Origin of the sequence: Pseudoalteromonas sp. SMS1, from assembly GCF_021530565.1 — a bacterium.
Lineage (GTDB): Bacteria > Pseudomonadota > Gammaproteobacteria > Enterobacterales > Alteromonadaceae > Pseudoalteromonas.
Genome location: NZ_JAKGBI010000018.1, coordinates 81,860 through 103,700, shown reverse-complemented (window position 1 = coordinate 103,700; position 21,841 = coordinate 81,860). Strand labels below are relative to the sequence as shown.

Sequence of the window (21,841 nt, the reverse complement as noted above, 5' to 3'; positions counted from 1 at the left end):
TTCTGGAAAATAAAAAAACGCCATACTAAGTATGGCGTCATTATATCAGAACCTACCCTGTCTTCGTTGCCTAATTGAACATTCAATTTAGCTGCTCACAGGGATAATCTGTTTTAGCGTACTAGGCCGCGTTCTGAAGTGGCGATAAAGTCTAACATTTGCTGAACAGCAGCGAACTTTTGCGCTTCTTCTTGCAATGAAGCAATCGCTTCATCCAGTTTTAAACCTTTACGGAATAGTGTTTTATACGCTCTGCGCGTTGCCATAATCTCATCAGACTCAAAGCCACGACGCTTCAAGCCTTCCGTATTTATCGCAACTGGTCGCGCCGGCGTGCCAGTGGTTGTCACAAATGGCGGTACATCCTGATTGACACCAGAATACATGCCAACAAAAGCGTGCGACCCCACTTTACAGAATTGATGTACACCAGAATTACCAGCAAGGATAACCCAGTCACCAATGTGTACATGGCCCGCGACACTCGCATTATTTGCGAAGATTACATTACTGCCAATCACTGCATCATGCGCCACATGTGTGTAAGCCATAAATAAGTTATTGCTTCCAATAATGGTAACGCCCTTATCCTGAATTGTGCCACGATGGATCGTCGCACACTCTCGAATAACGTTGTTATCACCAATGATTAGCTTTGTCGGTTCATCCTTGTACTTTTTATCTTGACAGGCTTCGCCTACTGATGCGAATTGAAAAATATGATTACCAGAACCGATTTCGCTAGGTCCTTTGATAACCACATGAGATTCAATTTTACAGTCATCACCAATAACTACATCATTACCAATGTAACTGTATGGTCCTACAGAGACGTTATTTCCTAATTTAGCACCTGGTTCAATAATTGCGGTAGGATGGATCACGCTTAAAACTCTCTTCTAGCACACATTAATTCGGCACTACACACTACATTGCCATCAACCTTCGCTTCACCTGAAAATTTCCAGATATTGCGACGCTCTTTAACAAACTGTACATGCAGATGCATCGTATCACCAGGAACAACAGGCTGTTTAAACCTTGCGTTGTCAATGGCTGCGAATAAGTATAGCTCATTATCAGAGCGGTTTTCGACAGTCTTAAATCCAAGTAAACCTGTCGCTTGAGCTAGCGCTTCAAGGATCATGACACCAGGGAAAATCGGCTGTTCAGGAAAATGTCCAGTAAAAATGGGTTCATTCGCAGTAACATTCTTAATCGCATGAAGATATTCACCCGGTTTGTAGTCGACAACTTTATCGACCAATAGCATTGGGTAGCGATGTGGTAATAACTTTAAAATTTCCTGAATGTCAAAGCTGTTTAATTCGTTGGCCAAAATACCACCTTTTATTTATCCGTATGTTGTAACTGCGCAGTTAAGCTTTCTAGCGCTTTGATTCGCGCTTTAAAATCAGAAAGATTACGTAAGTGGGCAATACTCTTGCGCCATTCTTTGTTCGTCGTGTGTGGCATGCCAGAAGAGTATACGCCAGGCTTAGTGATGCCTTTCGTTACCATACTCATACCAGTGATAACCACGCCATCACACACTTCATTGTGGCCATTGATGGCCACCATACCGCCGATTTGACAGTACTTACCAATTTTTACGCTTCCTGCCAATACCGTACATCCAGCAATGGCAGTGCCATAGCCAATTTCTACGTTATGGGCAATTTGGATTTGATTGTCGAGAATGACATTGTCATGAATAATCGTATCGTCAATCGCACCACGATCAATCGATGTACACGCACCGACTTCAACACGATTTCCTATCACAACCGTTCCAATTTGGGGAATTTTCACCCATTCACCGGACTCGTTAGCATAGCCAAATCCGTCACTGCCGATCACAGTACCGGACTGAAACAAACATTGCTCACCAATCACAACTTCATGGTAAATCGTGACATTAGCCCACAGCTTAGTATTTGCACCTATGCGAGCATTTTTGCCAATAAAGCAGCCTGGGCCAATTTCCACGTTATCGCCGATAATAGCACCAGATTCAATAACTGCATTGGCGGCCACTTTAACGTTTTCACCAAGCGTAGCTTCGTTGTCGATACATGCACTAGCGTGAATATTGCTCGCTGCACTTGGAGTCGTATCCATATATTGCGCTAGCTTGGCGTAAGCAACATAAGGGTTATCACAGATCACTTTATTGCCGGTGAAATACTCAGCCTCGTCAGCTGACAAAATAACCGCTCCAGCTTCTGTAGACTCTAATTGACTGCGATATTTTTTGTTTGCCAAAAACGCAATGTCTTGACTCTTGGCATTCGCCAAGGTAGCGATTTTCACGATCGGCTGATCGGCACTTCCTTCTAAGGAAGCGCCTAGATAATCAGCCAACTGTGATAACGTGTACTGTTTCGTCATTATTTTTTGCTAACTACTTCAACAATTTCATTTGATAGATCGCTAACTTTATCAGGGTTGAAGTAAATTGTCGTATCTTTTACTCGAACTTCGTCAAATTTTCCTTTTTTAGCAACATCTTGAATCGCGTCAAAGATTAGTTTTTGAACTTTTGCAATCTCTTGGTTTTGACGCTGTTTAATTTCTTGCTCTAAAGGGCGGCCCTTTTCAGCCAACGTCTTCTGCATTTGCTGGATTTTGTCACGCAAAGCCGTTTTTTGCTCTTCGCTCATAGTCGCACTTTCACGCTTAAATTTTTCAGCTTCAAAACGAATATCGCCTTGTAGTTTTTCTAGTTCTTGGCGACGCTCTGCAAACTCAGTTTTAAGCGATTGTTCAATTTTAGCCATTTGCGGTAACTGAGAATAAATTGACTGCATGTCGATTAAACCCACTTTGTGAGCGAAAGCATTCACTGAGTTACCCATTAACAATGCCGCTAAAATACCCATAGCAGATGTTTTCAAAATATTTTTCACAATAAACTCCTTAGAAAGTATTACTGATATTGAAGCTGATGTTTTGAGTGTCATCATCGTCTTCTTTTTTCAGTGGATACGCAAAACTAATTAACATTGGTCCCATTGGTGAAATCCATTGAATAGATAAACCAGTTGAAACCCTAAAACGGCCAGGATCAGAGAAATCTGATAATTGTTTGTATTGATCTTCTGGCAAGTTTGAATAACGACTTACATCGAATTCAGTATCCCACACGTTCGCCGCATCAACGAAGAAGCTAGTACGCACTGAGCTTGTATTTTCTTCATCAAGGAAAGGCGTCGGTACTATCATTTCAGCACCCAACACGGCTTTCGCATTACCACCAATACGACCTAACGGAATCAATTGGTCGAATTGCGGGTCACCGCCAATCGTGCCGGTTGTTGAGCCATCCGGGTTTGGTGTACCCGTGATTGGCAATGGAGTACGCTGAACAGCTTGAGGTAAGATGGTGTTTCTTTCAAAACCTCTCAGTTCCATCTCAGTGATACGATAGAACTCCTGGAAAGGTAACACCTGATCAAAACCATTCTTCTCGCCGTAGCCATTACCATAAGCAAGTGCTGCGCGCGTTGAGAATACCCAACGATGATCATTACTAATTGGCCAATAAAAACGTGAGTCATAACTCAATTTGAAGTAGTTCAAATCTGAGTTTGGTGTCGTAAAGGTGAAATTCGCTGATTGTCTCGAACCATCAGTCGGGAACATACCACGGTTGACAGTAATGCGTGACCAACCAACACCTAATTCAAATTTAGTAAAGTCAAAACCGCTGTCTGGGTTGTTTGGATCTTCAAAAGTCAGTCTCATCACGCGCGTTTGCTCATAGTCAGCAATACGGTCCAAGTCTTCTTCTATCCAACGGAAACTAAAATTCAAACGGTTGACAGGGTTAATTGGAATACCAAAGTGGGTACCAATACCATAACTACGCGAGTCATAGTCCACAAGACCAATTTCACCACCATCAAAGTTACTGTAGAAAATACTACTACCTTGAGAAATACCATCCGGTGTGAAATAAGGGTCTGTGTAGGACACACTATATCGTGTCGACGCACGTGAGGTATTAATATTAAAGGCAACCTGATCACCAGAGCCAAGGAAGTTAGACTCACTGACTCCAACGTTAAATTGCAAACCTGCATATGAACCGTAAGCAACACCCGCTTGGAAACTACCGGCTGGCTGCTCTTTTACATTGAAGTCGACGTCAACTTGATCATCAACACCCGGAATAGGCTTGACTTCAAATTCAACTTTTTCCATATATGGCAAACGTTGAATTTGCAACTTTGAACGCTCTAAGCTTTGATTGGATAGCCATGCGCCTTCAAGTTGCGTCATTTCTCTTCGTACAACGTGATCCGCAGTGCTTTGGTTACCATTCACCAAAATTCGACGAACATAGACACGCTTGCCAGGGTCGACCGACAGCGTCAAATGCACTTCTTTATTTTCATCATCAATCTCAGGGATAGTGCGTACTTCAGCGTTGGCATAGCCGAATCTCGCCAAATAGCCCTTGATAAACTCTTCCGAGGAAGTCACCAGTGAGCCATTGTATAGCTCACCAGCCTTTAATGGTACGACACTACGGATCAATTCCTCACGGCCCAGTAGGTCACCAATGAAGTCAAACCCTTTCACCGTGTATTTTTCACCTTCGGTGATATTCGCCGTCACATAGACTGATTCACGCTCAGGGCTCACGGACACTTGCGTAGAATCAATGTTAAACCTCAGATAACCTCGATCTAGGTAATAACTGCGGATCTTTTCAAGATCGCCTTCAATCGTTTGTTTCTGGTAACGGTCACTTGATAAAAATTTCCACCACGGTAGATCTTGCTGAGACTCGACTAAACGCAACAACTGCTCATCTGAAAACAGCTCATTACCTACCAAGTTTATTTGACGAACAGAAGCGGCATCGCCTTCTTCAAAATCAAACTTAAGTTTCACTCGGTTACGGGGTAACTCAACGATGCTCACTTCAATTTTTGCATTGTATTTACCAATGCTATGGAAGAACTCAATTAAGCCTTTCTCAATGCCATCAATTACCGTACGATCTAAAGTTTCACCGGTACGAATATCTTTGTCATCTAGGCTTTCTTGGAGCTGCTCATCTTTGATATCTTTATTGCCGTCAAACTCAATTGAAGCAATCGTCGGACGCTCTTTCACTTTGAAAATGATCTGATTACCGTCACGATAAGCAGTAATATCATCAAAATGACCTGACGAAAACAATGTTTTGATGGTTCTTGAAACGGTGTAGTTGTCAATCTCATCGCCAACATTAATTGGAATATGCGTCAATGCCGCACCAAGTGCAACACGTTGTAACCCTTCAACTTTTAAATCTTCTACGATAAAGGAGTTTTGCCCTAAAGCGGCAAAACTGGCGCCAAGTAAACTCGTTACAGCTAAATGTTTTTTTATAGGCATTTTATTATCTTTATCCTTTACAGCTTACGGCGTACTATACGCCACGTGCGCTACCGCCCTATTACAGAGCCCAGAGCCTCGATACGTCATTAAACAGTGCAAAACAAGTCAGGGCTAACAGCATCATCGCTCCTAGCATATAACCTAACTCTTGTGTCTTTTCAGAGACCGGTTTTTTTCGAATTAGTTCAATTAAGTGATACATCAAATGCCCACCATCCAACATTGGAAGTGGCAAAAGATTAAAAACGCCTAAATTAACACTAATTAGTGCCAAAAAGCTTAAAAAGGCAACTAACCCATAACTGACACTGTCTCCAGCGCCAACCGCAATACCAACTGGCCCACTGATATTTTGAACAGAAACTTGACCGGTGAGTAAGTTACCGATCATATCGAAGCTGAGCGCTGTCAACGCATAGGTTTTCTGAACGCCAAGCACGATACTATCGAATACACCGTACTGTCTAGTCTCAATGTAGCCTTCAGGCCAACTTTTCTGCTTTGGTACAACTCCCAAATAGCCAATCACCTGACCGTCAGACAGTGCCTTCCCATCCGGTGTAACATTCAGGACGATTTCTTCGCCATTTCTTAAGACGGTTAAAATACTAGGTTGATTCGCAGCTTGTTGAACCAGGCTCACAAAGTGCGTCCAACTTGTGACAGTTTGTTGATTGAAAGCAACGATCACATCTTGTGCTTTCAACTGTGCACGCTCCGCTGCTGAACCCTCGGCGATGAGAGCCAACTCAGTTGTGATATCAGGTCGATAGGGGTTTATGCCTATCGATGCCAAAGGCGCAACGTCTTTTTGATCTAACTTCCATTTGCTGACATCCAGTGTGCGAATTGCAATCTGCCCCTTCGTGTCAATCACCTTAATATCGAGCTGTTGCTCCCCAAGCCCTGACATCACTGCAAAGTTTACTTCTTGCCAAGAATTGACGGTTTCACTGCCTATACGTTTGATGGTATCACCTGGCATAATACCAGCACGTTGCGCAATAGAGGACTCAGTGACCGTACCAACAACGGGCTTGACGTTTTGGACCCCAACAGAATACATAATCGCAAGTGCAACAATCGCAAATAAAAAATTTGCAGCTGGGCCTGCTGCTGATACAGCCATACGGGCGAACACGGACTTATTATCGAGGGTACTATCGAAGCTCTTCTCGTCTACATCATCGACACGGGAGTCCAACATCCTGACATAGCCGCCCAATGGGATCACCGATATCGCATATTCGGTTCCCATTTTGTCATACCATTTGAAGATCGGTTTACCAAAACCGATAGAGAATCTAAGTACTTTTACGCCCGCTTTTCTGGCAACCCAAAAGTGTCCATATTCATGCACAGCAACTAGAATGCTCAATGCGACAATAAATGAGCCAAGGTTCCAGAAAAAATCGAACATTACCTACCCCTGCTTCGCAATTATCTGTCCTGCAAGCCGACGAGCTTGACTATCCATATCCAAAATTTCATCCAATGATTTTAAATCGTTTAACGTGCTACGCTCAAGGACTTGCTCATTGACTCTGAAAATATCCATAAAGTTAATACGCTTGTCTAGAAACGCAGCGACTGAGACTTCATTGGCCGCATTGAGCGCGGTTGTAGCGGCTTGTCCATGGCGACAGGCATCAATTGCAAGCTTTAAGTTTGGATAACGCGAATAGTCAGGATGTGTGAATGTGAAATCACGCATATCTGAAAAATCCAACGGCTTAACCCCTGCATCAATTCGCTCAGGATAAGCGAGACCATATGCGATGGGTGTACGCATGTCAGGCTGTCCCATCTGCGCGATTACAGAACCATCTTGGTACTGTACCATTGAGTGGATCATACTCTGAGGGTGGATCACCACTTCAATATCATCTGCTTGACACGCAAATAACCATTTAGCCTCAATAAATTCAAGGCCTTTGTTCATCATCGTTGCAGAGTCAACTGAAATTTTTCGTCCCATTGACCAATTAGGATGCGCGACAGCCTCTTCCACAGTAACCTGTTCAAGCGTGTTTACATCGCGCGTTAAAAATGGCCCACCGGATCCCGTTAGAAGAATTTTTCGAATGCCTACAGCGTTAAAATCGGACTGTGTGCCACGTTGTATGTCGCCTGGCATGCACTGAAAGATCGCATTGTGCTCACTGTCTATGGGTAACAGTGTTGCACCATGGCGCTTTACTTTGTCCATGAATAACTGACCAGACATTACCAAGGACTCTTTGTTCGCTAGGAGCACCTTTTTGCCGGCTTCGACAGCAGCCAGAGTGGGGAGTAATCCCGCAGCGCCGACGATGGCTGACATCACGATGTCTACTTCGCTATGCGCCGCCAATTCACACATTGCTTCAGTGCCACTCAACACCTTAATGGGTGTACCGCTGAGCTGCACGCGCAAGGATGCCGCGGCATGCTCATTTTGCATCACAATGTATTTAGGTTGATGTTCACGCGCTTGTTTGAGGATCACCTCGACGTTAGAGCCAGCTACGAGCGCAAAAACACCATAGCGAGCTTTATTTCGCGCGATAACATCTAAAGTAGAAGTGCCAATGGACCCACTGGCCCCCAGTATAACGACCTGCTCTAGTCTATGAGACTTGGCACTCATAGCGTTACCGTCCAAGCGTAGAGTAGAGCAAACAATGGGGCTGCTGCGGTTAAACTATCAATACGATCTAATATACCACCATGCCCGGGTAAGCAACTGCCAGAGTCTTTTAATCCAGCTTCTCGCTTAAACATACTCTCTAACAAATCGCCAATCGCTGAAAACAATGCGATGACCAGCGTCAAGGCGCCATATAATAACCAATGCTTGTAATCGATGTCGGAGCAATAACAGAAAATCAATACGAACACGACCGAAGTCAGTAAACCGCCGATTAAGCCTTCAATCGTTTTGTTCGGACTGACATTAGGCATCAGCTTTCTTTTACCAAGATTTTTACCGGCAAAATATGCGCCAATGTCGGCACTCCAAACAATCCCCAGAACGACCATAATCAGGACAGAGCCAAATTGCTCCGATGAATTATACTCTGCGCTTCTTAGCACGTTTAACGCTAACCAGAGAGGAACAAGTGTTAGAAAGCCTGCTACGGCGGGCATAACAACCCCTTGACTCCAAGCACGCGCCATTTTGGGGTATCTGATCACCAGTAAAGTGGCGACTATCCACCATGCGGCAGCGAGTGTAAACAAGTAATTTGCATCGGCAACCAATTTACCAGATTGCCACAAGCTCTCAATTGGCCAGTGTACGTGAAGCAACGCGATTAATGTGGCTGTGATAGAAACATACACGGCTCGGTGCGCGCTCGTTTTAAGTCCCATCAAAGAAGCCCACTCCCAAGCTCCCAATAGTACAATTGCACCGGCAATAAGACTAAATAGCTGTAGTGGCGTATAAAATACTAATAGTAGCGCCAGCGGTGCAAGTACCACCGACGTCATAATACGTTGTTTTAACAAATTTTATACCTTTAACTTGTTGATTTGCTCTCGGCGAGTAGTTGTTGTATTTGTTCGCCCGTGCAACCGAAGCGCCTTTCTCTAGAAATATAGCAAGCAATCGCTTCTGAGAAAGCTTCCTCATTGAAATCAGGCCATAGCGTTTCTGTAAAATACAGTTCTGCATAAGCAGCTTGCCACAGTAAAAAGTTACTGATGCGATAATCACCACCAGTACGGATCAACAAATCTAATGGGCTTTGTTCCGCCATGGTCAGATTAGCTGATAAAGCGTCTTCGGTGATATCTGCGATTGACAATTCACCTTGTTGCACCTGAGTTGCAAGAGATTGCGCAGCACTAACGATATCCCATCTTCCACCATAGTTCGCGGCTATGTTCAAGGTTAGTCCTGTATTTTCAGAGGTCAATGCGTGTGCATCATGTACTTTATCTTGTAGACCCGCCGGAAACTTTGATATGTCACCAATGATTTTTAGTTTTACATTATTTTTATGTAATTTTTTAACCTCTTTACTTAATACAAAGAGGAATAACTCCATTAAGGTACTAACTTCATCTTCAGGTCTGCGCCAGTTTTCACTGCTAAATGCAAACAGTGTCAAAGACTCAATGCCTAATTTTGTACAAAACTGTACCGCGCTGCGAACAGAGTCTACACCTTTTTTATGCCCGTAAGCTCTCGGTCGCTTACGTGCCTGTGCCCAGCGCCCATTGCCATCCATAATGATTGCAATATGCTTGGGTAGTGATTGTTGAGAAATCGCGTCAGCGTTTAAAACCATAGTACTATTTTAAATAAAAAAAACGCCGCCTAGTATAGCGCAGACAACGCTGCAAACCTAATAAAATTCTTTTTGTTCAATTAGCAAGCACAATCGTAGTGAATATAAGTACATGCTAGCCCAAATTAAAATCAGCCGGCTACAAGTCCATTATCGTGTTCAAAAGCAAGCTAGTAAAACAACAAAAAGCCGCTCAAAAGCGGCTTTTTTATACAACTCAAGGTCGTTTTAGATTTCCATCAACTCGGCTTCTTTTGCGCTAAGTTGCGTATCCATTTCTTTGATATGCGTGTCAGTGATTTTCTGGATCTCATCTTCTGCTTGACGCGCTTCATCTTCTGAAATTTCTTTGTCTTTTAGCAGTGATTTGATGTCGCCATTCGCGTCACGACGAATGTTACGTACCGCAACACGACCGCCTTCTACTTCACCACGAACGATCTTGATAAGGTCCTTACGACGCTCTTCTGTTAGTGGCGGAAGTGGAACACGAATCACGGTACCCGCAGACATCGGGTTTAAACCTAAATCAGACGCCATGATCGCTTTTTCAACAGCTTGAGCAAGCGACTTATCAAATACACTGATAGCCAATGTACGCGAGTCTTCAACAGTTACGTTAGCAACTTGGTTTAATGGTGTGTCAGCGCCATAGTAAGATACTGAAATACCATCTAACAAAGCTGGGTGTGCACGACCAGTTCGGATTTTAGATAGTTGGCTAGCAAGTGCTGCCACACTTTTTTTCATGCGCTCTTGAGCGTCTTTTTGGATATCATTAATCACAGTTGCAATCCTATTTTTACTGTTCTAACCAATCTACATCTTCAAACAGATTGATCTGAGTTTGTTCTAAACAAATGGTGCCGACACGCACCATCTGAAATTGCTTTATTCCGCTACTTTTTTCGATGTGATCAAAGTGCCTTCGTCTTCGCCCATGATAACGCGTTTCAACGCACCAGGCTTATTCATATTGAATACACTTAGTGGCATATTGTGGTCACGCGCCAATGTGAAAGCAGCTAAGTCCATCACTTTAAGTTCTTTGTCGATAATTTCATCATGCGTTAACTGACTGTACAATGTTGCCTCTGGGTTTTTAACCGGGTCATCACTGTATACACCATCAACTTTAGTTGCTTTGATCACGGTGTCCGCTTCAATTTCGATACCGCGTAAACATGCCGCAGAATCAGTCGTAAAGAACGGGTTACCAGTACCTGCAGAAAAGATAACAACACGGCCTGATTTTAACAAGCTGATTGCCTCTGCCCAGTTGTAAGCATCACACACACCATTTAGTGGAATAGCTGACATCAAACGTGCGTTTACAAACGCTCTATGTAGCGCGTCACGCATTGCTAAACCATTCATTACCGTTGCTAGCATGCCCATGTGATCACCCACTACACGGTTCATACCCGCTTCAGCTAAAGAGCCGCCGCGTAAGAAGTTACCGCCGCCGATCACCAAACCCACTTCTACGTCGAGTTCTACAAGTTCTTTGATTTCTTGCGCCATACGATCCAATACTTTTGGATCGATACCAAAGCCTTCATCTCCCATTAAAGCTTCACCGCTTAATTTAAGAAGAACGCGTCTAAAAACAGGTTTTCGATTGATAGTCATAATTTCCGGGCCAAGTTAAAATTGAGACAAAAAATAACCGCGCTTATGATAGACATAAATGCGCGGTTATTTTAGAGAATTTTCTGCATTGACGCAAAAGCAAATCACTACTTTTATGTCAATAAGATTATTCTATTGCGATTATTCGCCTTTTGCAGCAGCAATCTGTGCAGCAACTTCAGCAGCGAAGTCTTCTTCTTTCTTCTCGATACCTTCACCAACTTCTAGGCGAATGAATGAAGAAACAGTAGCGCCTTTCTCTTTAAGGTACTCACCAACAGACTTCTTAGGCTCCATGATGAAAGCTTGACCAGTAAGAGAGATCTCACCAGTGAACTTCTTCATACGGCCAATAACCATTTTTTCTGCGATTTCAGCAGGCTTGCCTTCGTTCATAGCGATTTCAACTTGAACCGCTTTTTCTTTTTCAACAACGTCAGCAGGTACGTCTTCTGGCTTTAGGAAGTCAGGCTTAGAAGCAGCAACGTGCATTGCAACGTGCTTAAGTGTTTCTTCGTCAGCATCACCAGTTACAACAACACCGATACGGTCGCCGTGACGGTATGCAGAAAGCTTGTCGCCATCGATGTACTCAACGCGACGTACGTTGATGTTTTCACCGATCTTAGCAACTAGAGCAACACGAGTCTCTTCAAACTTAGCTTGAAGGTCAGCAATTGATGCTTTAGTAGCTACAGCGTCGTCAAGAACAGTGTTAGCAAAACCTAGGAAGTTTTCGTCTTTTGCAACGAAGTCAGTTTGACAGTTAACTTCAAGAAGTGCAGCAAAACCTTCACCTTGCTTGATAAGGATTGTACCTTCTGCAGCGATGTTACCCGCTTTCTTAGCAGCTTTCGCAGCACCACTCTTACGCATGTTCTCGATCGCTAGATCGATGTCACCGTTAGTTTCAGTTAGTGCTTTTTTACAATCCATCATGCCAGCGCCAGTGCGCTCGCGAAGTTCTTTAACTAGGGCAGCAGTTACAGCCATTAGAATATCCTCAATTCTGAATTCGGTTTTTTAGGTAAGCGAATTTCCGCTTGTAAAGAATATCAAGTCTTCACCATTAAATTGATGAAGACTTGATGACAGCTAATTACTCAGCTTCTACGAAATCGTCGTTTTCTGCTTGAGCAACGATGTTGCTTTCACGACCTTCTGTGATAGCAGTTGCAACAGCGTTAGTGTAAAGCTGGATTGCACGGATCGCATCGTCGTTACCTGGGATGATGAAGTCAACACCGTCTGGGTTTGAGTTAGTATCAACAACTGATACTACTGGAATACCTAGATTGTTAGCTTCACGGATAGCAATGTGCTCGTGGTCAGCATCAATTACGAAGATAGCGTCAGGTAGACCGCCCATATCTTTGATACCACCAAGGCTCTTCTCAAGCTTTTCCATTTCACGCGTCTTCATTAGCGCTTCTTTCTTTGTAAGCTTCTCGAAAGTACCGTCTTGGCTTTGAGTCTCAAGGTCTTTAAGACGCTTGATTGATTGACGAACTGTTTTCCAGTTAGTCAACATACCACCTAACCAACGGTGATTTACGTAGAACTGCTCACTTGAGATAGCTGCTTCTTTAACTGCTTCACCAGCTGCGCGCTTAGTACCTACGAAAAGGATTTTACCTTTGTTAGATGCAACGTTTGATAAAAACTTAAGTGCATCGTTGAAAAGTGGAACTGTCTTTTCTAGGTTGATGATATGAACGCGGTTACGAGCACCGAAGATGAACGGCTTCATCTTAGGGTTCCAGTAACGAGCCTGGTGACCAAAGTGAACACCAGCTTGAAGCATATCGCGCATTGAAACGTTTGCCATTTGTATTTTCCTCTATTTAATTAGGGTTAGGCCTCCACATATCCCATATCACCAACATGCTAATTACGTATCTTTGACCGATACAAACATGCACCCAAGTGTATGTGTCGATATGTGTGTGTGTTAAAATTTAAATTTGCTTGCCTTAAGTACAAACAACCTCAACATCTGTTAGAGAAGATTTATTTGTAAAAAGACGGCGCGCTTTATACCATATAAATTAAATTAACTCAATGACGAGAGCAAAATTTGCTCGTTATTGCTACTAGAAATTATGACTTGGAGTCTCAATGAGTGCAGTGATTAAAACCCCTGATGAAATCGAAAAAATGCGTGTTGCCGGTAGGTTAGCGGCTGAAGTATTAGAAATGATTGAACCTTATGTGAAGCCTGGGGTTACCACAGACGAATTAAATACAATTTGTCATGATTACATTGTGGATGTACAAGGTTGCATCCCAGCACCATTAAATTATCACGGTTTTCCAAAGTCAATTTGTACCTCAGTTAACCACGTAATCTGCCATGGTATCCCTAACGAGAAACCACTCAAAGAAGGCGATATCGTCAACATCGATGTCACGGTCATCAAAGATGGTTACCACGGCGATACCTCAAAAATGTTCTACGTAGGTCAGCCGAGCATCCAAGGCAAACGCTTGAGCGAAATTACGCAAGAATCATTGTACTTGGCAATAAAAATGGTTAAACCAGGTGTTAAGTTAGGTGACATTGGCGCCGCGATTCAAAAATTTGCGGAGGGCTTCAATTACTCGATCGTTCGTGAATACTGTGGCCACGGGATTGGTGCTGAATTCCATGAAGAGCCACAAGTCATGCACTACGGTAAACCTGGTACAGGCGAAGTCTTAAAAGCTGGTATGTGTTTAACCATCGAGCCAATGGTGAACGCGGGCAAACGCCAGTGTAAACTGCTAAAAGATAACTGGACTGTTGTCACTAAAGACCGTAGTCTATCAGCTCAGTGGGAGCATACGTTACTCGTAACTGACAATGGCGTCGAAATACTCACTCATCGTAAAGATGACACCATCGAAAAAGTCATTGAGCACGCATAATTGCAACTATGATGTGCTTGCTTTTCAGATAGTAAGTAACATGTCGACCACCCAGACCGCTGTGGGTTCCCCGCTGCGGACAACGTTGCAAATATTTTCAAAGCACAGGCCGTAAAACACGGCCTGATATGCTTGCAGCGACAAAAAATACTTAACGATAATAAGCACCCAAGGATATCCCGTGGCGTTACCGAACAAAGTAAAATTGTTGCTAGAAGAAGCCGAGCAACTTTGTGATTACAAGGGTTGTATGAGCTATTTTTACAAATGGCTGAACAACCAATTCTCCAAACAACCCGTAAGACTGCTCATCAATGCCCGCTCAGATTTCATTGATACCCTGCTTCAAAAACTGTTCGTTCAAACCGGCTTGTCAGATTTTGAGCAATTGGCCTTAATTGGTATTGGTGGCTATGGCAGAGGCGAGTTACACCCCTTTTCTGACGTCGATTTTTTGTTGCTGACGGATGGCGAACCCAACGATGAATTAAGGCAAAGACTAGAGGTATTTGTCACACTGTTGTGGGACTTAAATCTCGATATAGGCCATAGTGTCCGTACTCATGAACAAGTACTAGAGCAAAAGCGCCAAGATGTTCACTTTACAACGAGCTTGCTTGAAAGCCGTTTAATCTGTGGCAATCTAGTCGAATTTGAACGCCTTAAAAGTCATATCGTCAAAACCCCAATCTGGCGCTCCGATGACTTTTTTATTGCCAAAGTGAATGAACAACGAGTTAGGCGTAAAAAATGCCATGGTACGGCTTACAACTTAGAACCCAATATTAAAGAAAATCCAGGTGGCTTACGCGACTTGCAAACGATTTTTTGGGTTGCCAAAAAGCATTTTCACGCCGAAACCCTCGAAGAGCTTATTGGTCATGGCTACTTAACCCATGAGGAATATCAAGAACTCATGGAGTGCCTCGAGAACTTGTGGAATATTCGTTTCGCATTGCACCTCGCCGCTGGCCGTCCGGAAAACCGTCTGCTTTTTGACTATCAACCGCATGCCGCAGAGTTATTAGGGTTTGGGTCAGAAGGTAAGCCTTCTGTTGAGCGCATGATGAAACGCCTGTTTCGTATCATGAGCCGTGTGCGAGAAATGAACCAAATGCTCTTAGCCTATTTTGAGCAAAGTATTTTACCTGACCAAGATGCCCTGACTGTGGTGCCTCTAGATACGCATTTTGAGCGCATTGGTCATAAAATCCGCGTGAAAAACCCTTCTGCGTTTTTCTTGCGCGAGAACTTATTAGTGTTGTTTGAGCACATCGCTGATAATCCAGATATTACAGACATTGATCCCAATACTATACGCTCAGTAAGGCAGGTACGGCGCCGTTTATTGGGGGATCTACAAGATTATGCAGCATGTCGAGACGCATTTATGCGTTTGCTGAAACACCCCAATGGCATGGGTAGAGCGTTCACGCTCATGCATAAACACGGCTTAATTGCTGCCTACTTACCCCAGTGGCGTAGTATTTTCGGGCAAATGCAATTTGACTTATTTCATGCTTATACCGTGGATGAGCACACCCATAAGTTGATTAATAACATCCATAAATATCGCGATAAACAGTACAATAAAGAATTCCCGATTTGTTCTGAAATCATGACGCGTATGGATAAACCTGAGCTACTATATTTAGCAGGTATCTTCCATGATATTGCCAAAGGGCGAGGTGGCGACCACTCAGAGCTCGGTGCTGTCGATGCCACTGCGTTTGCGAGTATGCATAAACTGACACCTTCTGACGGTAAACTGGTTGCGTGGTTAGTTGAGCATCACCTGTTAATGTCGGTAACCGCACAGCGCAAAGATATCAACGATCCTGACGTGATAAATGAGTTTGCTTCTAAAGTAAAAAATGAGCGCCAATTGGATTACTTATACTGTCTAACCGTTGCTGACATTCGTGCAACAAATGACAATCTGTGGAACGATTGGAAAAATACCTTGCTCAGAGAGCTCTACTTGCATGCCCAGCGTGCGCTAAGACTCGGTTTGGAAAACCCGATGGATATGCGAGATCAGATCCGGGATAAAAAAGCCCAAGCTATTCAACGACTTTTAGATGCCGGATACGAAGAAGATCGCATCACGCTGCTTTGGTCACGGTTCAAAGCAAACTATTTTACTGGGTTCAGTGAGCAGCAAATCTCTTGGCACAGTGAGTTCTTACTATCTAGGAATGACCAAAGCTGCTCAGGGGTTGCAGTATCGGAAAAGCCGATGCATGGGGGTACTCAAGTCTTTGTCTACGCACCTTACGAAGCCAGCTTATTTGCTAAGTTAGTGTCAGTGATCGGCACTAAAAAAGCACAAATTCAACATGCCCAAGTAATGACAACTAAAGATGGATATGTGGTTTTTAGTTTTGTCATATTAGAAGTGAATGGCGATGCAATCAGTGGCAGTAGAGCCAAAAATATTCGCCGAGGCTTAGAAAGTATACTGGCCGATCCAAAGAAGAAAATACGACTGAAAAAGAATCGCTCACATCGGTTTAAAGATTTTAATATCAAACCTAAAGTCATTTTGCGCCCACATGCTCGGGAAGACCGCAATTTACTCGAGATACAAGCCGTTGACATTCAGGGTTTATTAACCAAAATTGCGGAAGTATTACAGCTTAAAAACTTACATATTCATGCCGCAAGGATCACTACGGTAGGTGAACGAGCAGAAGATTTCTTTGTCGTTTCAAATGAACAATATCAAGCATTGAGTGAAGATGAAAAGAGTGATCTGCATCTCTCTCTTATGAAAAAATTAAACGCCGAATCTGAATAACGAGGATACTATGTCGGATTTAAAAAGTATTATTGAACAAGCATGGGATAACCGTGACAACATCACACCTTCAAGCGTTGCCCCTGAAATTAAAAAAGCGATTATCGACTCTTTAGCGCTTTTAGATTCTGGTGCTGCACGTGTTGCTGAAAAAATCAGTGGAGAGTGGGTTGTTCACCAATGGCTAAAAAAAGCGGTATTGTTATCGTTTAGAATCCGTGACAACCAGCCAATGAGCGATGGCGTAAACCAGTTTTACGACAAAGTGCCACTGAAATTCAGTGACTATACGCCAGAGCAATTTCAACAAGGTGGTATGCGCGTTGTTCCTAATGCGGTAGCACGCCAAGGCAGCTTTGTAGGTAAAAATGTTGTACTCATGCCGTCATATGTCAATATTGGTGCTTACGTTGACGAAGGCACCATGGTTGATACTTGGGCGACGGTTGGCTCATGTGCACAGATTGGGAAAAACGTCCACCTATCTGGTGGTGTAGGCATCGGTGGTGTATTAGAACCATTACAAGCAAATCCTACTATCATTGAAGATAACTGCTTTATCGGTGCTCGCTCTGAGATCGTTGAAGGCGTTATCGTTGAAGAAGGTGCGGTCATTTCAATGGGCGTATACATTTCTCAAAGTACACGTATTTACGATAGAGAAACGGGTGAAATCCACTACGGTCGTGTGCCTGCTGGTTCAGTTGTTGTGCCAGGCTCCCTACCAAGCAAAGATGGAACGCATAGTTTATATGCCGCAATCATTGTTAAAAAGGTCGACAAGCAAACTCGCGAAAAAGTAGGTGTCAACGCCCTGCTTCGCTCTGTTCAGGACTAAATTCTGTTCTTTTACCGTACACCGCACTTCGGTGTACGGTTTTTATCTTCTTACTGACTTTTCAGTCCCAATTATGCTACACATATGGCAGAGATTAAAAGGACTGAAGTGATGAACAAAATAATAAACACACAACTTCTGCTTTACGCCCTAAGCTTTTTGCTTTTAGGTTGTACCCACACGACCACAGTGCATGTTTTTGGTAAGTATTTACCCAACGAAGATCTTAGCAAATTACAATCGGCCTTAGATGAGCAGGGTTTTGAGGTTGAGATAAACAGCCTTGATTTTCCCACCAGCATCTCTCAAAACACGATTCTTCACTCATTAATGCTCAGAGACGCCTCAGCAGTAGAGTCCGTAAAAGCAATTGCCATAGAGCATGGCTTCAACATCGCGGATATACAAGGTCTCAAAGAGGGAAATCACTGGTATACCAAAGATGCCATTGCCATATACCCCTTTCCACAAGATAGCGAGCACAGCCCACTCTTAAAGCAAGATTTGGCTCGCCGATTTAAAACCGCAAACTGTGATCTCTCATTTGACCTTAAGCTTTCTGCCAATGGTGCTTATGAAATTTCGGGCAGTCCAGTTTCAGACGAGAATAAAGGACTTCTAAACGGTACTTGGCACTATGTTCAGTATCCATATTTAGAGCTACGCCCTTACAAAGGGATCAGTTGGAGCCGTTACTTCGAAATCCATCAAGTTGTAAAACAAGATAAAGTGAGCCAGATTGAAGTGATACAGCTGCGCCCTGTTGAACAGCACCATATCACTCAGGCCTGTTTTTATGAGTATGGGGTTAGGATGTAAAGAGAACACTCTCTGTATTGTGCAAAGTTTTATCACCCTCAAACTAAAAAGGTGAGCGTGTGCTCACCTTTTTTCGCCTGAATACATAAATCCGAGACTACAAGCCTCTGTTCATCTCTTCAAACTTTTGCTCAATTGAGTTTGAAGGTGGCGCTGTAATCAAACTCGCAACTACGATTGCAATTGAAGCAACGACAAAACCAGGTACGATTTCATAAATAAAGGCGCTGGGTGCTTGCCCTGCGATCGTAAACGGCGCATATATCCACAATAAGACGGTCACAGTGCCAGCAATCATGCCTGCGAGTGCCCCTGCAAAGTTCATGCGGCTCCAAAACAAGCTAAATAGTACCAACGGGCCAAATGCAGCACCAAAGCCTGCCCACGCGTTACTCACGAGACTTAAAATAGTGCTATTCCGATCGTGCGCTAGATAGATAGCTAAAACCGACACAGCTGCAACACTGATTCGACCGACCATAACCAGCTCTTTTTCGGATGCTGTTGGTTTGATAAACACCTTGTAAACATCTTCAGTCAATGAACTTGAACTTACTAGTAGCTGAGATGAAATGGTACTCATGATGGCCGCAAGGATAGCTGCCAGTAAAAACCCAGCAATCAGTGGATGGAACAATAGCTCAGACAACACCAAGAATATTGTTTCTGCATCTTTTATCTGTAGGTTATTTTCATGGGCGTAAGCTGCACCAAATAAACCAGTTGTAATTGCCCCCATGGTTGCAACCACCATCCAGCTCATCCCAATATTACGTGCCGTTGGCATATCTTTGACGCTGCGCACTGACATAAACCTCACAATGATATGTGGTTGGCCAAAGTAGCCTAATCCCCATGACATTGCCGATATAATGCCAATCACACCACCTGCGCCAATCCAAGTTAACATCTGAGGGTTTATCTCTCTGAGCGTACCTAATAAAGGTTGTTCCAATAAATTGAAGGTCACAAGTGGCACCAATACCAACGCGATAAACATGATACACCCCTGTACAAAGTCAGTCAGGCTCACCGCTAAAAAGCCGCCAAATAAGGTGTAAAGTACCACGACCCCAGTCGTTACATATAACCCCGTTTCGTAGCTCAAGCCAAATGAGTTTTCGAATAACTTGCCACCAGCCACAACACCAGAAGAGGTATACAAAGTGAAAAACACAATAATAACAACAGCGGATACGATGCGTAACGCATTACTATTATCTTCAAACCGATTGGCGAAGTAGTCTGGAATCGTAATCGCATCATTGGCGATTTCAGTGTAAACACGTAGCCTAGGCGCAACGAGTAGATAATTTAAGAATGCACCAATCACCAAACCGATTGCTATCCAAGTACTGCTAAAACCAGTAACGAACATGGCTCCAGGCAGGCCCATTAGGATCCAACCACTCATATCTGATGCACCTGCAGATAATGCTGCGACACTAGGTGGCAGGTTTCGCCCACCTAGCATATAGCCCGATACATCATTGGTAGATTTACGATAGGCATAAAGGCCAATCGCCAGCATTACAATAAAATACAACGCCAACGATATCATTGTGCCAATTTCCAAAATGACCTCCGATAAATAGAGCTTCTCTCCGAATAACAGTCTATCAATTTGTACAGACTGGTATTGGAACAAAAGCCAAACACAAAGGGCCACTATATCATGGCTCTATTCAGTGCCCAAGCCACTCAGTATAAATTGCTGTTATTGCACATTTAACATTCTGAAATATTACCCTTTAGTACGAAAATACTAAATAACTGTAAATTTATTAATGAAATATGCTTTAGATTACCTTATATTTGAACCATAAGAAGTAACATTTTGGGTGTCTCGTTCATGTATTTTTATGCCGCAAGGCAACCTATTTTAAATATAAATAAAGATGTTGTTGGCTATGAGCTGCTTTTTCGTGATGGGGTAGACAATGTCTTTCCTAACGTTGACGATGTAGAGGCGACCTCTAAATTAATCGAAGGCAGTCAATTTAATTTTGGTCTAGAAGATCTTACCGACGGCAAACCTGCTTATATCAATTTTACGCTCGAAACAATCTTAAAAGGCTACCCCACCATGATGGGTAGAGATCAGCTCATAGTAGAAATACTAGAGACAGTCCAACCTGGGAAGCGTTTGTTAGCTGCTGTTCAAGAATTAAAAGAAAAGGGCTATAAGCTGGTTTTAGATGATTACAAACATCAGAAAGTTTGGCGTCACTTTTACCCCTATATAGACCAAATTAAAGTGGATATGCTTGTTACAAGCGTAGAGGAAATTCACGAAATCAAAGAAGCGATTGTGCCTCATCCACAAATAGAACTTGTTGCAGAAAAAGTTGAAACTTATGAGCAATATCAGTTGGCATTAGAGCTCGGGTTTACCCTATTTCAAGGGTTCTTTTTCGCGAAGCCTGAAATGGTACAAACAAAAGCATTGCCACCTTCAGAAATGGCACTAGCCGAACTCCTTTACGAGACATCGAGTGTCGATGTAGACCTCAAGCGCATTACTCAAGTGTTCGAAAGAGACGTCAATTTGAGTTACAAGCTACTACGTTACTCTAATTCAGCAGCTTTTAAACGCAGAGCTGAAATCTCAACGATTAAACAGGCGCTTGTTGTACTTGGTAATCAAGAGCTTAAAAAGTTTTTGTCATTACTTTTTGCATCGCAAGTGGCGTCAGAAAAGCCAATGGAACTGATCCGTTTGTCACTAACGAGAGCGCGCTTCAATGAACTGCTTGCGATAAAGCATAAAAAACTGCCTGATATCGGTATGGCGTTTTTGACTGGGATGATGTCTTTGATGGACGCCATCTTAGATGAAACCATGGACAGTGTCATGCAGAAGCTCCCCTTAACCATAGACATCAAAGACGCCTTACTGCAAGGTGAAGGGTTGTTGGCCGAATATCTCGCCTTGGTCATGGCATATGAACAAGCGAAGTGGGAAGAGGCATCTGTGCTGACTGACAAATTAGGATTAGCCGCTGAAGAGTTGCCAGAATTGTATCGAGAAGCATTGCAATGGTGCGACCAACAAATTGAAGTCATGGCTATTTAAACTCTGGCTTTGGTCTTTTGTGGTACCTAATCAGGATAGGTACCATATATCCTCCACAAACTTGAGCTACATCAATTAGATAGTAGGTAGTACCTAAG

General features: G+C 43.2%; 19 protein-coding genes. 5 read left to right on the top strand and 14 right to left on the bottom strand.

The window, feature by feature from the left end; translation table 11 throughout:
- Positions 1-113 precede the first annotated feature (113 nt).
- The 13 genes from lpxA to rpsB all read right to left on the bottom strand — a co-directional run bounded on the left by lpxA (position 114) and on the right by rpsB (position 13,131).
- Entirely contained in the window at positions 114-884 is a 771-nt protein-coding gene (gene lpxA, locus L1286_RS18280; RefSeq protein WP_235408469.1) for an acyl-ACP--UDP-N-acetylglucosamine O-acyltransferase, read from the bottom strand.
- 2 nt (positions 885-886) lie between these two features.
- The gene (gene fabZ, locus L1286_RS18275; protein WP_063357028.1) at positions 887-1,339 is read right to left on the bottom strand and encodes a 3-hydroxyacyl-ACP dehydratase FabZ; all 453 of its coding nucleotides are present in this window, start codon (positions 1,337-1,339) and stop codon (positions 887-889) included.
- An 11-nt stretch (positions 1,340-1,350) separates the two neighbouring features.
- Positions 1,351-2,391 carry a UDP-3-O-(3-hydroxymyristoyl)glucosamine N-acyltransferase gene (gene lpxD / locus L1286_RS18270; RefSeq protein ID WP_235408468.1) on the bottom strand — a complete coding sequence of 347 codons (1,041 nt, stop codon included), beginning with the start codon at positions 2,389-2,391 and terminating at the stop codon, positions 1,351-1,353.
- Positions 2,391-2,909, bottom strand: a complete 519-nt coding sequence (locus L1286_RS18265; protein ID WP_235408467.1) for an OmpH family outer membrane protein — start codon at positions 2,907-2,909, stop codon at positions 2,391-2,393. Before L1286_RS18265 ends, lpxD begins: the two co-directional genes overlap by 1 nt.
- A 10-nt stretch (positions 2,910-2,919) precedes the next feature.
- Positions 2,920-5,391 (bottom strand): outer membrane protein assembly factor BamA, encoded by a 2,472-nt coding sequence (gene bamA / locus L1286_RS18260; protein ID WP_235408466.1) that lies wholly within the window; start codon positions 5,389-5,391, stop codon positions 2,920-2,922.
- 61 nt (positions 5,392-5,452) lie between these two features.
- Positions 5,453-6,814: a sigma E protease regulator RseP gene (rseP, locus tag L1286_RS18255; RefSeq protein WP_235408465.1), complete on the bottom strand. Its 1,362-nt coding sequence runs from the start codon at positions 6,812-6,814 to the stop codon at positions 5,453-5,455.
- 3 nt (positions 6,815-6,817) lie between these two features.
- Entirely contained in the window at positions 6,818-8,023 is a 1,206-nt protein-coding gene (gene ispC / locus L1286_RS18250; protein ID WP_235408464.1) for a 1-deoxy-D-xylulose-5-phosphate reductoisomerase, read from the bottom strand.
- Positions 8,020-8,886, bottom strand: coding sequence for a phosphatidate cytidylyltransferase (locus L1286_RS18245; RefSeq protein WP_235408463.1), 867 nt, complete (start codon positions 8,884-8,886; stop codon positions 8,020-8,022). Before L1286_RS18245 ends, ispC begins: the two co-directional genes overlap by 4 nt.
- Before the next feature lie 11 nt (positions 8,887-8,897).
- On the bottom strand, positions 8,898-9,671 hold the full coding sequence (locus L1286_RS18240) for an isoprenyl transferase (RefSeq protein ID WP_235408462.1): 774 nt from the start codon (positions 9,669-9,671) through the stop codon (positions 8,898-8,900).
- A gap of 228 nt (positions 9,672-9,899) precedes the next feature.
- Entirely contained in the window at positions 9,900-10,457 is a 558-nt protein-coding gene (frr, locus tag L1286_RS18235) for a ribosome recycling factor (RefSeq protein WP_063370657.1), read from the bottom strand.
- A gap of 105 nt (positions 10,458-10,562) precedes the next feature.
- Positions 10,563-11,303, bottom strand: coding sequence for a UMP kinase (pyrH, locus tag L1286_RS18230; RefSeq protein ID WP_063370658.1), 741 nt, complete (start codon positions 11,301-11,303; stop codon positions 10,563-10,565).
- A 141-nt stretch (positions 11,304-11,444) separates the two neighbouring features.
- Positions 11,445-12,296 carry a translation elongation factor Ts gene (gene tsf, locus L1286_RS18225; protein WP_235408461.1) on the bottom strand — a complete coding sequence of 284 codons (852 nt, stop codon included), beginning with the start codon at positions 12,294-12,296 and terminating at the stop codon, positions 11,445-11,447.
- A gap of 106 nt (positions 12,297-12,402) precedes the next feature.
- A complete protein-coding gene (gene rpsB / locus L1286_RS18220) occupies positions 12,403-13,131 on the bottom strand; it encodes a 30S ribosomal protein S2 (RefSeq protein ID WP_211010464.1) in 729 nt (242 codons plus the stop codon).
- A 290-nt stretch (positions 13,132-13,421) separates the two neighbouring features.
- Here rpsB and map point away from each other — a divergent pair, with 290 nt between their 5' ends.
- The 4 genes from map (at position 13,422) to L1286_RS18200 (ending at position 18,667) form a co-directional block, all read left to right on the top strand.
- Positions 13,422-14,210, top strand: coding sequence for a type I methionyl aminopeptidase (gene map, locus L1286_RS18215; RefSeq protein WP_235408460.1), 789 nt, complete (start codon positions 13,422-13,424; stop codon positions 14,208-14,210).
- A 181-nt stretch (positions 14,211-14,391) separates the two neighbouring features.
- On the top strand, positions 14,392-17,010 hold the full coding sequence (gene glnD, locus L1286_RS18210) for a [protein-PII] uridylyltransferase (RefSeq protein WP_235408459.1): 2,619 nt from the start codon (positions 14,392-14,394) through the stop codon (positions 17,008-17,010).
- A gap of 10 nt (positions 17,011-17,020) precedes the next feature.
- A complete protein-coding gene (gene dapD, locus L1286_RS18205; RefSeq protein WP_235408458.1) occupies positions 17,021-17,848 on the top strand; it encodes a 2,3,4,5-tetrahydropyridine-2,6-dicarboxylate N-succinyltransferase in 828 nt (275 codons plus the stop codon).
- A 111-nt stretch (positions 17,849-17,959) separates the two neighbouring features.
- Positions 17,960-18,667 (top strand): hypothetical protein, encoded by a 708-nt coding sequence (locus tag L1286_RS18200; protein ID WP_235408457.1) that lies wholly within the window; start codon positions 17,960-17,962, stop codon positions 18,665-18,667.
- Between the two features lie 97 nt (positions 18,668-18,764).
- Here the strand turns inward: L1286_RS18200 and putP are convergent, their stop codons facing one another.
- Entirely contained in the window at positions 18,765-20,243 is a 1,479-nt protein-coding gene (gene putP / locus L1286_RS18195; RefSeq protein ID WP_235408456.1) for a sodium/proline symporter PutP, read from the bottom strand.
- A gap of 276 nt (positions 20,244-20,519) precedes the next feature.
- On the opposite strand from putP, the gene L1286_RS18190 reads away from it, so the two are divergent.
- Complete coding sequence (locus L1286_RS18190) at positions 20,520-21,743, top strand: EAL and HDOD domain-containing protein (protein WP_235408455.1); 1,224 nt, start codon at positions 20,520-20,522, stop codon at positions 21,741-21,743.
- Positions 21,744-21,841 lie beyond the last annotated feature (98 nt).